Source organism: Mesorhizobium sp. M0751, from assembly GCF_040320265.1.
GTDB lineage: Bacteria > Pseudomonadota > Alphaproteobacteria > Rhizobiales > Rhizobiaceae > Mesorhizobium.
In genome coordinates this window covers 88,612-101,793 of the sequence record NZ_JAMYPH010000001.1, presented here as the reverse complement: position 1 = coordinate 101,793, position 13,182 = coordinate 88,612, and the positions used below count along the sequence as shown (strand labels likewise).

Below are 13,182 nucleotides of genomic sequence, written 5' to 3'. Positions count from 1 at the left end.
AGCCGGGCTCGCAAACGAAACTACTTCATTGGCATTCCCGCGGCCACCAGATCGGCCACCTGTCGATCAATCACTGCAGGATTGGTATGGAAAGTCATATCGCGCCACCGCGCGGCCTTAAGCCACGGCTGCATGGCAAGCGCCTTGAGGGCTTCACTGCGTGCATCGTCAGTTTTTCCAAGATGGACATCGTTGATGGCACGTAGCAGCGGAACAGTGATCATGAAGTCTGAAGCCTTCGTGATCAGTGCAGCAGATTCGGCGTACTTTTCGATATCCGTCAGGGCATTCGCCTTCATCACGAGATAATAATCGGCGAAGTTTGGATCGTTCCTGAGCCCGTATTCTGCTCGCTCAATGGCCTTGTCTGTCAGGCCGCTGAAGCGGGCTGCTGATGAAAGGTCGCCGATGAGAAACGCGTCTCCGGGCGAAAGCGCAATCACCTCATCAGCCCTACGCAGAGACAGATCGAAGTTGCCCTCATGAGCGCTGACGTAGACGGATGACCACAAGCAGCTTTTTCTTGCGTCGGGTCCGAGGTTTGCCCGCGGAAGAACCTTTGCTTCCAGTTCGGACGCCATGCGCCAATGTTCGTCAGGCTTTTCGTCAAAGCCGAGGCCGGCCGCCAAGACGTGATCCCAAGCCAGTCCGCACGATAGCAGCGAGGAGTCGGGAAATTTGGCCAGGCCCTCAAGAATTATGTCCGTCGCCTTCACCAGGCTCTCGGGCGTGAACTGCCCAAAAAAGAAATTGGAGCGAAGGAAGAAGTCGTACTCTTCAAGATCCGGTGTGTCCTTTTCCCAGACCTTCTTGTATTCGCTGTCGTACATTTTTCCGCGCTGGCCACCAAGCGTCCCAATGATGCGTTCGATCGCCTCGTCCTGAATCACAAGGGGATTGCTTCCAGAGCGATCGAACTTTTCCGCCCAGAGATTTTCGCCTGTGCGCGCGTTGATCAGCTGCGCGGTGATGCGCACCCGGTCCGTCTCCTTCCAGATGCTGCCCTCGATCACGTAGGCCGCGTTCAGCTCTTGGCCGATCTGGCGGACATCGGTTGGCTTGTCCTTGTAGACAAAGGTAGAGCTACGCGAGAGCACCTTAAGTTCGGTGACGCCTGCCAGCATCGAGATCAAATTGTCTGTCATGCCGTCGCTGAAATACTCCAGCTTCGGGTCGCCGCTCATGTTCTTGAACGGCAGAACCGCGACGGTCGGGATACCACCCTGGCCCATATCGCGCTTTGTTCCATAGAACTGCCACCACGCCAGGACCGCCGTGACTGCTAAGACCAGCACCAGGAAGCTCGCCACGACTGGCAGCCGCGACCGGCTGCGGCTCGCGCGCCTGGGGCTGGCCTTGCCGCCGATCGTGACACGGTATGCCTCCACCGGCTCCGCGATGTTCTTGACCTTCAGCAGGCCCATCGACTGAAAGCCGAAAGCCAGCTTCTTCTCAACCTCGCGCGCGACCTTTGCAGACACCCAGATGCCGCCAGGCTCGGCAAGTTGTTCCAGCCGCGCCGCGATATTTACGCCCTCGCCAAACCGATCGTCACCCTCGATAATCACCTCGCCAAGATTGACGCCGATGCGCACTTCCACGCGCTGGTCTTTCGGCAACGAGGCGTTTCGCTCGGCCAGCCCACGTTGCAGCGAAACCGCGCACTCCATCGCCTCGACGACAGAAGAAAACTCCGCCAGCAGGCCGTCGCCCATCAGCTTGAAGATAGTGCCATGATGACGCGCCACTGTCGGTTCGAAAAGTTCCTTATGACCGGCGCGCACCCGTTCATGCGTACCCGCCTCGTCGCGCTCCATCATGGCAGAATATCCGACAACGTCAGCAGCAAGGATGGCGGCGAGCTTGCGGTCCATTTCGGAGCACTCTGTCGGCGGCCAACCTCGGAGACGAGGTGGCAAACCCTCCCGGTTCCAATCAGTTTCGCCTATCAGGACCTTACCCGCAAGCGGCTGCTGGTTGCGAAACGACTTGATTTGGGCCGGAAGCGTCCGCTTTTAGGGCGCTGCACTGTTCACCTCAATCACAGCTCTCCATAGCCTTCAGTGCTTCTCCACGGGACGGCTTGTCCGCTATCCGTCGAACAGCAGCATAAAACCTTGGATAGTCGCCGGAACACAGGTCGAACAGGTGAAGAAATGCCGGAACCTGTTCACCGTAGACTGAGGTCGCAGCAAGCTTTGCGTTGTTGATCGGCTGTTCGAACCAGGCGTCGTAGCCCCGGTATCCGGCCCAGCGCCTGTCGCGCATGTCCCGGTAGCGCATCCGCAGCCTGTCGATCGTGGCCGCCTTGACGGCCGCCATCTGCTGCGGGGTACGGAGACTTCCATAGACCTGGGCTAACTCTTCGCGCGTTTTCGACACCAGCCCGAGAAAATCGGCGTTGCGCTTGCGAGCGGCTTCGTAGCGGCGCAATCCGGCCCGATCGCCGGCGGCGCGGAGCCATTTTCTTGTGCCGGTGGTTTCGACGGCAACCGCGAAAGCCTCATTGAATGCGGAATCGCCATCCACATAGAGGCGCTGGTGCGCCAGTTCATGGAAGACAAGGCTTGCGAGGTAGGTGTCGTCCTGACGGAGCATGGTGCTGAGCAGCGGGTCGCTGGACCAGCCCAGTGTGGAATAGGCGGTGATGCCGGTGACATGGACGTCCAGCCCCTGTCTCTGAAGCTCGATAGCGCTTTCCGTCGCGGATTTCCGGGAGAAGTAACCCCGGTAGGGAACGCAGCCGAAAACCGGAAAGCACCATGTTTTTGGCGCGAGCGAGAACTGCGGCGCGGCAAAAACGGCCCAGGTCACCGCATCCCGGTGGATGTCGACATAGCTGCGATAGCTGCTGTTGTCGGGCAGTGACAGTTCATCTGTCGCAAACCGTCTTATGGCGCTCGCCGACGTCAGCTTGCTGCGCAATGCCTCAGGTGTCGAAGGATCGCGGATCAGTCTTCCAACATTTTTGCGCGCAGCCATGATCTCCACATGGCCCTCCAGCGACTGCGCGTAATAGGAGATGCTCGTGCAGCCGCTCACCCCGAACGCCATGGTCAGCGCGGCCAGTATTCGAAGAACGCGCCTCACAGTTTGCCCACCGCCTGCTTATCTCCACATGGACTTCTTGCTCTCACAGGCGCACCGATTTTCGTCAAGAAGACACCGGTGCAAGTTACCGCGCTCAGTCGCCCGCCCAGGCAATCGCATATGGCGCTCCCCCACTCCGTCTCGGCTTCGCCGAGCCACCTCTCCCCCACATTCGTGGGGGATGAGGAAACCTGGGCTTTCCGAGGTTGCGACCTTGACGATTATCGTTTCCTCTCCCTCATGAAATGGGGGAGAGGTGGCTCGGCGAAGCCGAGACGGAGTGGGGGTCGGCGCAGTCCCACGCGATTACGGCTCCAGCGTCGGCTCCGTATTCACCTCCAGCGCCTCCTCCGCCTCCTCCGCCTCATCCTCCTCACCCAGCACCTCGCCGTGCACCCCCAGCGGGCGGCCGATCCAGATCGGGTCGACCAGATGGTCGCGCTTGGGGTTGGTGGTGTTGGGGTGGATGAGGATACTCAGGCCGCCATGGTTCAGCATCAACCATGGAACCAGCGAAGCGAAAATCTCGGTGGCGAAGGAGACCTGGTACATGGCCTGCTCATGCGGGCCGACCGGCTCGTCGCGCCAATTGCCCAGGCGCACGCGGAAACGCTCGCCGATGCGCAGGCGCAGCCATTCGGCATGCTGCCGCTCTGCCTGCCCGTCGTAGTAGATATGCGCGTGATAACTGGCAATTTCCGAAAGCGGTCTTGGACTGGCGGCGTCTTCGTTCACCATAATGCTCTCCTTCGATGCCTATCGCGCTGTCTTGGTCCGAAAATGCCGGAACGGCACTCCCGACACCCTGGCCCTTTTGCCGGCCTCGCGCATCGTCACCTGGTCGACGCCGCCCTCCCTGGCGATGGCCAAGAAATTGGCTAGGACCCAACCGATCTCAGACCAGGTGCTAGGCATTTCGGCCGAGCGCGTCTGCGGCTCGGCGCGCTTGCTCGTCGGCTTGCTGGTCCATCGAGTTCCGCTTCTGGATCGCGAGGGTCCGTTCCTGAGCGCACAGCGATGCTGGTCTCAATGTCCGAGATGGCGAAAAGCAGCCATGCCGCCGTGGTGTGAGACTGACCAGCAAAACAGCAGCCCCCTACGACTCGTCCCTCACATCGCGCAAATTAGACACAACGCGGCGGTTCTGCGATCTGCAGGCGGTGTCGGGGCACTCGCGGACGAGCCTGTCCTTGCCGTAGCCCTTGGCCCACATGCGGTTGCGGTCTATGCCGCCGGCGGCGAGGTAGTCCATCACCGCATCGGCGCGCTTCTGCGACAGCGCCGTTTCACTTGCGCCGGGATCGTCGGCGAAACCCTGCAGCTTGAGCAGCCAGCGTGGATGCTTTGCCAACCAGGCGATCTGGGTGTCGAGGGTGGCCTTGGCGACAGAATCGAGCGCGGCCGAACCTTGCGTGAAATAGGTGCGGCGGCCGACATTGAGGATAAAATCCTCCTCGCTGCCCGGCTGCACGTTCTGGAAGCCGGCAACCTCGGTGTTGGTGACGTCGGGCGTGGGAGGGGCCAGCGTGTTGCTGGTCGAGCAGGATGCGACCGACACCAGCAGGCCGGCGGCGAGCAGCCGGCGCGTGTTTTCAATCATGCGGTTCATGAGGCGCCAATCATTCGACAGTGGTGGAAGCGGGCGCCTGGTCGGCGATGTGCGGCAGGACCTGCACCGCGGTGCCGATCGGACAGCGCTGGTAGAGGTCGATGATGTCTTCCGGGAACATGCGGATGCAGCCGCTGGAAGCGTCGGTGCCGATGCTCCATGGCTCCAGCGTGCCATGCAGGCGATAGCCGGTGTCGGCGCCGTCGCGGTGCAGATAGAGCGCGCGCGGCCCGAGCGGATTGTTGAACGCGCCGCCTGCGATCATGTCCGGTAGCTCCGGCCTGCGCTTACGCATTTCGGGGGGCGGGACCCAGTCCGGCCACAGCGCGCGGCGGTCGATCGTCGCGCGGCCGTACCATTTGAAGCCTTCCTTGCCGACGCCGACGCCGTAACGGATGGCGGTCTTGTTTTCCATGATGACGTAGAGGAAGTGGTGACGGGTATCGACCACGACGGTGCCGACCGGCTCGCTGCTGAAATACTTGACGATCTGGCGATGCCATCGCTTGTCGATCTTGGCGAAGTTGGTCTTGCGATAGACAAAATTGTTGTCGCTGGCGGTACCGGCGAAAAAGGATTTTGCCGCCGCGGCTTGAGCAGTATTGCTGGTTGCACCCACCGCGACCAGCGCCAGGCCGCCGAGCACGACACCCCTGCGTGATAAAACCATCGGCAATATTCCCCCATGCCTAAAGCCTGACGGACCATAGTTGAGAATTATTTCGCCTCAAAGTGGAAAATGCTGCGTTGCTTCAGTCCGCCGAAAGCGAAACGTCTGCTTCTTAAGGCACTGCACCACGGCGGCGGCGAGCCCGACACCGGAGGCGCTCGACGCCACGGGCGCCAAGGGCCGTACCTGACCCTATGTTCCCTTCACGATTCTCGGTTTGGTCGGTCGGCGGGATTGAGCCGCGCTCTCGAGGGCCAAGGCCAACCGCTTCTCGTCTTCGATGGCGCGATCGACTGCCTCAATTTCCTCTTGGAGCACCTTCAGCTCGGCTCCGTAGCTGGAGCCGTCGCTGTCCCCGATCTGAAAGCCACTTGCCCGCATTGCGTCGCGAGTATGGTGCACGTTACGGACTCCTTCGCGTCGGGTCGCGACCAGGATTTCCCTGAACTCTCCAAGACGTTGAACGTGATTGCGAGCCATTGCGTTCTCCTATTTCCTCGTCATCGTCGCCGAAGGCGATTCAGAACGGCCAAAACTTACGGAGATACTCTCGACAAAGGATGAGTGCGGAAGCTCAAATTTGAACGTCTTGCAACACCTGAAGCGCGGCAGGCGGAAATTGGCTAGAACGCAGCCGATCTCAGACCAGGTGCTAGACTCTTCGGCCGAGCGCGTCTGCGGCTCGGCGCGCTTGCTCGTCGGCTTGGTGGTCCATCGAGTTCCCTTTCTGGATCGCGAGGGTCCGTTCCGACCACAGAGCGACGCTGGTCTCAATATCCGAGATAGGCGCCAAGCAGCCACTCAGGTTTCGGTCTGCGAAGGTCAATGTCGGTCTCTCCAGACGTTGGCTCCCCCCTGTCCTACCCCTCGCCCGACAGATCGCGCCGCGCCTTGTCGAGTTCTTCGGCATAACGCCGCATCAGATGGCCCTCGGTCAGCAAACCGACGACCTTGCGGTCGGTGAAATCCTCGACCACCGCCAATTCCTCGGCGCCGGCGCGCTGGAAGGTCTCGGCCGCCGACTGCACGTTCATGCTCGGCACCAGCACAGCATCCCTAAATTTGGCGAAGGACTTAACCGGCATCTCGTCATCCGACAAATGGCTGTGCAATTCGGCGACGATCAGCACGCCGGCATAATGCAGGTCGGCGTCGACCGCGATGACGCGCTGCGAGGCACCGAGCGGCACCTGCTTGCGGAATTCCGCAAGCGTCGTCGAGGCGTCGATGGTGCGGACATCCTTTCGCATCATCGAGCCGACCGTCAGGCTGCGCATCCAGCCGACATCATGCGCGCTGCGGATGGTTTCGCCGCGCAGGTGGAAGCGCCATGTCGAGAAGGAATAGCCGAACGTTTCGCGCACCAGGATCGCCGCCATCAGCGAGGCGGCCAGCACTACGCCGGTCAGCGTCAGGTCGCGGGTCGATTCCAGCGCCAGGAAGGTCATCGTCAGCGGGCCGCCGACGACGCCGACGGCGAGCGAGGTCATGCCGACGACGGCGGCGACGGCCGGGTCGATGCCGGTCGCCGGCGAGACGAACGCCATCGCGCCGGCAAACATCTTGCCGAGCAGTGCGCCGAGGAACAGCGAGGCAAAGAACAGGCCGCCGCGGAAGCCGGAGCCGAGCGAGATCGCCGAGGCCGCCAGCTTCAGCACGAAGACGCTGGCCACCGCGGCCAGCCCGTAATTCATCGCGAATTCGCGGTGCAGCGCGCCATGGCCGCTGGACAGGACCTGCGGCGTGACCAGCCCCAGCAGCCCGACCATCACGCCGCCGATGGCTGGGCGCAGCGAGGCGTCGATCGACAGCCGGGCAAAGACGCGCTCGATCAGGCTCACCAGATGCATGATGGCGATGGAAGCACCGCCGCCCAGAAGCCCGAGCAGCATGAACGGCAGATACTGGCTGACCGTCAGCGCCGGGAGGCCGGCGAGCTCCAGCGGAAACGGCACGCCGCCGAACACCTCGGCGGTCAGCGAGGCCGAGATCGCGGCGGCCATAACCGGCGCGACATTGGCGACCGAGTAGATGCCGATGACCAGCTCGAAACCGTAGAAGGCGCCGGTCAGCGGCGCGTCGAAGGCGGCGGCGATCGCGCCGGCGGCACCGCAGCCAACCAGGATGCGGACATCGTTGCGGCGCAGCCTGAACAAGCGCGCCAGCCGCGACGCCAGGCCCGAACCCACCTGCGTGTAGCCGGCCTCGAGCCCGACCGAAGCGCCGAAGCCGCTCGAGATCATCGTCTGCCCGGCGATGATGAAAGTATCGGTCAGCGACATGCGGCCGCCGTAAAGTGCGTTGGCTTCGATCGGATCGACCGGGGTGCGGAATTTTCGCTTTCTCAGCCAGATCACCGATAGCCCGAGCAGGATGCCGCCGATCGCCGGTATCAGCGCCTGCTCCGGCCTTTGCAGCGAAAACATCGCCGAAAGCCGACCGCCGGGCTGAACGCCGAACATAAGCCCATGCAGGACCTGCACCAGTCCGCTCATGCCGGTGACCAGCGCACCCGCCATCATCCCGACCAAAGCCGCCAGAATGACGACGGCGATGCCGCGCGCCTCGAGCAGCGGGATCGATCTGATCAGCACCGCGCGCAACCGGCGGGCGTAAACTTGCGGTTCGTTTTTGGAAAGCACCAGGGCGGCTCGCCGATATTCGTGGGGCGCCTGATACGCCCGGCGTCACCGCATGGCAACAATGCCGGCCGGCAAGGTGTCATCCTGACGTGATGCTGCGGCGATAAAGCCCATCTTCGGCTCGGGGAACTGCGTTGACGTAAACGTCAACCCGAAGCTATATGCGCCAGCGGCCGTGGCTGTAAAACCAGGCAAGCGGCTTCGGCTAGGTCGAAGCGCCCCAGATCGAAGCGCCCCAGGTCGAAGCGTCGAGGCGCGACAAACGCAACCAGACGAGGAGAACCGCCATGAGCGTTCAGGAGATTGCCGACAACATCAGGTCGCGCGTGGCGAGCGCCGGCTTCGATCGCTCCGTGAAATTCGACACCGGCAGCGACGGCGTCATCGTCATCGACGGCGCCGATGTCTCGACCACCGATGCGCCGGCCGATTGCACCATAAAGCTGTCACTCGACGATCTGGACTCGCTGATATCGGGCGATCTCAACCCGACCATGGCCTTCATGTCCGGCAAGATAAAGGTCGAAGGCGACATGAGCGTCGCCATGGCGCTCAGCCAGCTGATCGGCTGATCGCTTAAGGCGAGACAAGCCGCCGCGCGACGGCGGCGGCTTGATTCAAAGCGTCAGGCGGCGAGCGGCAGTCTCTGCGCCTTCAGCTTGCGCCCGGCCGCCTTCAGCGTGCCTTGCGCGCCGTCGAGCGCGCCGACAACCAGTTCCCGCGCCAGCAGGCGGTGCCGCTCGTAAGGCCCCGGCATGGCCAGCGAGCCGGTCTTTGCGGCCGAAAACCCGAATCGCTCGTAATAGGGCGCGTCGCCGACCAGCAGAATCGCCGCATGGCCGAGCCTCTTGGCCTCAGTGACCGCATGGCGCATCAGCGCCGAGCCGATGCCGGCATTTTTCAGCGCCGGGTCGACCGCAAGCGGGCCGAGCAGCAGCGCTGCCTTGCCGCCCTCGCCCAGCACCACGTCCCACAGCCGCACGGTGCCGGCAACAGTGCCCGACGCATCGCGCGCGACAAAGGCCAGACCCTCCGAAGGCCGGCGGCCGCGCCGCAGCTTTTCCGATGACTTTTTCCGGCGCTTCGGCCCCATGGCGCGATCGAGCAACGCCTCGCGAGCGCCAACGTCGGCGGCGGTTTCGGCAGTGATGACAAAAGCGCCGGCAATCTCCCCCCTCGAGGGGGAGATTCCTGCGGCGCCTTCAACAATGAAATCCAAAACGTCCATTTCCGCGATCCTTCACGAGCGGATTGTTCCACAGGCGAGCCCGGGCGGGCGACAGGCGCCCACCTCGGGATGATCTGACCGGTTCTTTCGAACCGTCAGATCACGTAGGATCGGAGAGGTTCGAAGCCGTTGAAGGCGACCGAGGCGTAGGTCGTCGTGTAGGCGCCGGTGCCCTCGATCAGCACCTCGTCGCCGATGGTCAGCGAAAGGGGCAGCGGGTACGGCGTCTTTTCGTACATCACGTCGGCCGAATCGCAGGTCGGGCCGGCGAGCACGCAAGGCGCGGTCTCGCTGCCGTCATGCGCGGTGACGATCGGATAGCGGATCGCCTCGTCCATCGTCTCGGCGAGACCGCCGAACTTGCCGATGTCGAGGAACACCCAGCGCACATTGTCGTTGTCGGCCTTCTTCGAGATCAGCACGACCTCCGACTTGATGACGCCGGCATTGCCGACCATGCCGCGGCCCGGCTCGATGATCGTCTCGGGGATGGCGTTGCCGAAATGCTTCCTGAGCGCCGCGAAGATCGCCTGGCCATAGGCCTGCGCCACCGGCACATCCCTGAGATAGCGGGTCGGGAAGCCGCCGCCCATATTGACCATCTTCAGCACGATGCCTTCGTCAGCCAGCGTCGCGAACACCTTCTTGGCGTCGGCGAGCGCGCGGTCCCAGGCGGTCAGGTCGGTCTGCTGCGAGCCGACATGGAACGACACGCCATAAGCGTCGAGACCGAGCACCTTGGCATGGCGCAGCACGTCGACCGCCATCGCCGGCACACAGCCGAACTTGCGCGACAGCGGCCATTCGGCGCCCTCGCCGTCGGTCAGGACGCGGCAGAACACGCGGGCGCCGGGAGCGACGCGGGCGATCTTCTCGACCTCCTCGACGCAGTCCACCGCAAACAGCTTAATGCCGAGCTGGTAGGCGCGCTGGATATCGCGCTCCTTCTTGATGGTGTTGCCGAAGGAGATGCGGTCCGCCGGCGCACCGGCGTCCATCGCCATCTCGACTTCGGCAACGGAAGCGGTGTCGAAGGACGAGCCCATCGCAGCAAGCAGGCGCAGGATTTCCGGTGCCGGGTTTGCTTTCACCGCATAGTAGATCTTTGAATCGGGAAGCGCCTTCTCGAAGGCGCGGAAATTGTCGCGCACGACGTCGAGGTCGACGACGAGGCACGGGCCGTTCGGACGTCGGGTGGCCAGAAAGTCAAGGATGCGCTGGGTAGCCATCGGGGTCTCTCCATCAGCGCCTTTCGGCGCGCACAAAGGCTTGCGGACGCGGGCTCTCGGCCTCGCGAACACGCGGTGGACAAAGGCGGGACGGAAATCCATGGAACCAGCCGGTGGAGACCCCGGAACCATGAAGCGCCGTCTCGCGGCGGTGAACCTTGGCCTTGCCCGGCCTCGGTTCGCTTTGTCTGCCTTGGCTTGGATGGGAGACCCGTCCGCACTGCCGGCAATGAAGGTGTGCCTCTTCAGTAACCCCGGTCTTTGGACGACCGGCAGAACACCAGAAAGGCCCGCACCGTCGTTGCTTCAAGGTGTCCTCGGTTGGCGGTTGGCCGCTAAACCGACTGGAGGGGTTGGCTCCAGTTACCTTACCGATTGCCCTCACCATTCGAGGATCGGCGGACACCCACAGGCACGTGCGACTTTGGGCAAGCGCGATATAAGATCGAAAGATTTCACAATCAATAAAAATCGTATGGCAGGTTGTAAAATTTGTGGCATCGAACAATGCTGCGGCAACCAGAAGAACAATGCTGCGGCAAGCACATCCGGATATCGAACGCATGACAGGCACTCGCGGCCCGCTGAACGCTTTTCTCGACCTTGATCAAACCCCTGTAGCCAATACGAAATCCGGCCCGCTTGCCGGCTTGCGGCTTGCCGTCAAGGACATCTTCGACGTCGCCGGCTACCGCACCGGTTGCGGCAATCCGCAGAAATACCGGGAGGCTTCGCCGGCCATGGCGACCGCGCCGGCCGTCCAGGCGCTGCTTGATTCGGGTGCGCGTTTCGTCGGCAAGACGCAGACCGACGAACTGGCGTTTTCCCTGCTGGGATTGAACGCGCATTTCCCGTCGCCGGTCAATCCGGCGGCACCCGATCGCGTCACCGGCGGTTCATCCTCGGGTTCTGCCGCGGCGGTTGCCGGCGGGCTTGCCGACATCGCCACCGGGTCCGACACCGGCGGCTCGATCCGTGCGCCGGCGAGCTTCTGCGGCCTGATCGGCCTCAGGACCACGCATGGCCGCATTCCGCTCGACGGAGCCATGCCGCTGGCGCCTTCGCTGGACACGTTCGGCTGGTTCGCCAAGGATATCGTCACCTACGAAAAGGTCGGCACGGTGCTGCTCGGCGACGATCCGCATTCCCACGAACTGAGACGCCCCGTCGCCCTCGCTGCGCTGGACGGCCTCGTGCTTGGCCCGCACGAGGCCGACGAATATCGCGCCATGCTCCGCAGCGCCGCTTCGGTGCTGGGCGCGCCGCGCAGCGTCGGCCCGCTGTCTCATTCCACCGACGATCTCTATTGGTGCTTCCGCAAGCTGCAGGGCTATGAAGCCTGGCAAAATCACGGCGCCTGGATCGCCGGCGGCGACCGCATGCTGGGACCCGGAGTCAAGGAGCGTTTCGAGCACGGCGCGACTATCCACGCGGCAACCGCGCAACGTGAAACGGAACGTCGCGTTTCGTTTCGCCGCGAGCTTGCCGGCCTGCTTGGCGAGGACGGCGTTCTTGTGCTTCCGACCGTTCCGGGTGCCGCGCCGCTCAAGGCGGCGTCACTCGACGATTTGCAGACCTATCGCGAGCGCGCGCTGAGACTGCTATGCCTTTCCGGCCTGTCCGGTTTTCCGCAAATCACGCTGCCGCTCGGCAAGACCGGCGGGGCGCCGTTCGGTCTTTCGCTGCTCGGCCCGAAGAACAGCGACCGGCAGTTGATTACACTCGCCGCCCGCATCCTTTCGGCCCACCAAGGAGGCGCATGACATGGATACGCTGACCCGCATGCGTGCCTTCATCGACGTGGTCGAGGCCGAAGGCTTTTCGGCGGCGGCGCGCAAGATCGGCCGCTCGAAGGCGCTGTTGTCGAAATATGTGCGCGAGCTGGAGGACGAACTCGGCGCGCTGCTGCTCAACCGCACCACCAGGCAGTTCTCCCTCACCGAGGCCGGCCACACCTATTACCGGCGCGCCTCGGAGATCGTGCGCGAGGTCGACAGCCTTGCCGATGCGGTGCGCGAATCCTCCGGCGACGTGCGCGGCAGGATCAAGCTGTCGGCGCCGCGCACCTTTGCCGACGCGCCGATCGGCCAGTCGCTGATCGATTTCGCCAAGCAGCATCCCGACATCGTGCTCGACATCCATCTCGACGACCGTTTCGTCGATCTGGTCGAGGAGGGTTTCGATCTCGCGGTGCGCATTTCGCGGCTGGAAAGTTCCTCGCTGATTGCCAGACGCCTGGCGCCGTTTTCGGTACGGCTTTGCGCGTCTCCCGAACTGATCGCCAAGCATGGCATGCCGGTCAGGCCGCAAGACCTTGCCCGCGTGCCTTGCATCATCGACACCAATGGCCGCTGGCTCACCAACTGGCCGTTCAAGGGCGACGGCGGCGATACGGTGAGCGTTTCGGTTTCCGGCCCGATCGAGGTCAACAGCCCGATGGCGGCAAGGGCCGCCGCCGTCGCGGGATTGGGGTTTTCCGTCCTGCCGGATTTCATCGCCGCGCCCGACATCGAAAGCGGCAAGCTGGTGACTGTGCTGGATGACCGCATCCTGCCCGGCGGCGGCATTTTTGCCCTCTATCCGCACCGGCGCTATCTGCCTGCAAAAGTTCGCGTTTTCGTCGACTTCCTGGTGCAGTGGTTCAAGACGCTGGACAACGCATGAGCGTTCAGCCGCGTTGCGGTCCCATTTTCGCCCGCTTTCTGGTAACTGTC

General features: G+C 63.1%; 12 protein-coding genes. 3 read left to right on the top strand and 9 right to left on the bottom strand.

Annotation, left to right across the window (positions count from 1 at the left end; genetic code table 11):
• Nucleotides 1-20 precede the first annotated feature (20 nt).
• From NKI19_RS00460 to NKI19_RS00430, 7 genes are all read right to left on the bottom strand, one after another.
• Nucleotides 21-1,874 carry an adenylate/guanylate cyclase domain-containing protein gene (locus NKI19_RS00460; protein ID WP_352488782.1) on the bottom strand — a complete coding sequence of 618 codons (1,854 nt, stop codon included), beginning with the start codon at nucleotides 1,872-1,874 and terminating at the stop codon, nucleotides 21-23.
• 163 nt (nucleotides 1,875-2,037) lie between these two features.
• Nucleotides 2,038-3,054: an aminopeptidase gene (locus NKI19_RS00455; RefSeq protein ID WP_352488781.1), complete on the bottom strand. Its 1,017-nt coding sequence runs from the start codon at nucleotides 3,052-3,054 to the stop codon at nucleotides 2,038-2,040.
• Between the two features lie 342 nt (nucleotides 3,055-3,396).
• The gene (locus NKI19_RS00450) at nucleotides 3,397-3,828 is read right to left on the bottom strand and encodes a DOPA 4,5-dioxygenase family protein (protein WP_352488780.1); all 432 of its coding nucleotides are present in this window, start codon (nucleotides 3,826-3,828) and stop codon (nucleotides 3,397-3,399) included.
• 358 nt (nucleotides 3,829-4,186) lie between these two features.
• The gene (locus NKI19_RS00445) at nucleotides 4,187-4,699 is read right to left on the bottom strand and encodes an OmpA family protein (protein ID WP_352488779.1); all 513 of its coding nucleotides are present in this window, start codon (nucleotides 4,697-4,699) and stop codon (nucleotides 4,187-4,189) included.
• Between the two features lie 10 nt (nucleotides 4,700-4,709).
• Nucleotides 4,710-5,369: a L,D-transpeptidase gene (locus NKI19_RS00440; protein WP_352488778.1), complete on the bottom strand. Its 660-nt coding sequence runs from the start codon at nucleotides 5,367-5,369 to the stop codon at nucleotides 4,710-4,712.
• Between the two features lie 192 nt (nucleotides 5,370-5,561).
• Nucleotides 5,562-5,849, bottom strand: a complete 288-nt coding sequence (locus NKI19_RS00435; RefSeq protein WP_352488777.1) for a hypothetical protein — start codon at nucleotides 5,847-5,849, stop codon at nucleotides 5,562-5,564.
• A 380-nt stretch (nucleotides 5,850-6,229) separates the two neighbouring features.
• Entirely contained in the window at nucleotides 6,230-8,011 is a 1,782-nt protein-coding gene (locus tag NKI19_RS00430) for a chloride channel protein (RefSeq protein WP_352488776.1), read from the bottom strand.
• 287 nt (nucleotides 8,012-8,298) lie between these two features.
• Between NKI19_RS00430 and NKI19_RS00425 the strand changes: the two genes are divergently transcribed.
• Nucleotides 8,299-8,583 carry an SCP2 sterol-binding domain-containing protein gene (locus NKI19_RS00425; protein WP_352448193.1) on the top strand — a complete coding sequence of 95 codons (285 nt, stop codon included), beginning with the start codon at nucleotides 8,299-8,301 and terminating at the stop codon, nucleotides 8,581-8,583.
• Between the two features lie 53 nt (nucleotides 8,584-8,636).
• Here NKI19_RS00425 and NKI19_RS00420 read toward each other — a convergent pair whose 3' ends face one another.
• Together NKI19_RS00420 and odc2 are read right to left on the bottom strand one after the other, a co-directional pair.
• Complete coding sequence (locus NKI19_RS00420; protein ID WP_352564930.1) at nucleotides 8,637-9,239, bottom strand: GNAT family N-acetyltransferase; 603 nt, start codon at nucleotides 9,237-9,239, stop codon at nucleotides 8,637-8,639.
• 95 nt (nucleotides 9,240-9,334) lie between these two features.
• Entirely contained in the window at nucleotides 9,335-10,468 is a 1,134-nt protein-coding gene (gene odc2 / locus NKI19_RS00415) for an ornithine/lysine decarboxylase (protein WP_352488774.1), read from the bottom strand.
• A 563-nt stretch (nucleotides 10,469-11,031) separates the two neighbouring features.
• Here odc2 and NKI19_RS00410 point away from each other — a divergent pair.
• Together NKI19_RS00410 and NKI19_RS00405 are read left to right on the top strand one after the other, a co-directional pair.
• Entirely contained in the window at nucleotides 11,032-12,231 is a 1,200-nt protein-coding gene (locus tag NKI19_RS00410) for an amidase (protein ID WP_352564928.1), read from the top strand.
• 1 nt (nucleotide 12,232) lies between these two features.
• The gene (locus NKI19_RS00405; RefSeq protein ID WP_352564926.1) at nucleotides 12,233-13,132 is read left to right on the top strand and encodes a LysR family transcriptional regulator; all 900 of its coding nucleotides are present in this window, start codon (nucleotides 12,233-12,235) and stop codon (nucleotides 13,130-13,132) included.
• Nucleotides 13,133-13,182 lie beyond the last annotated feature (50 nt).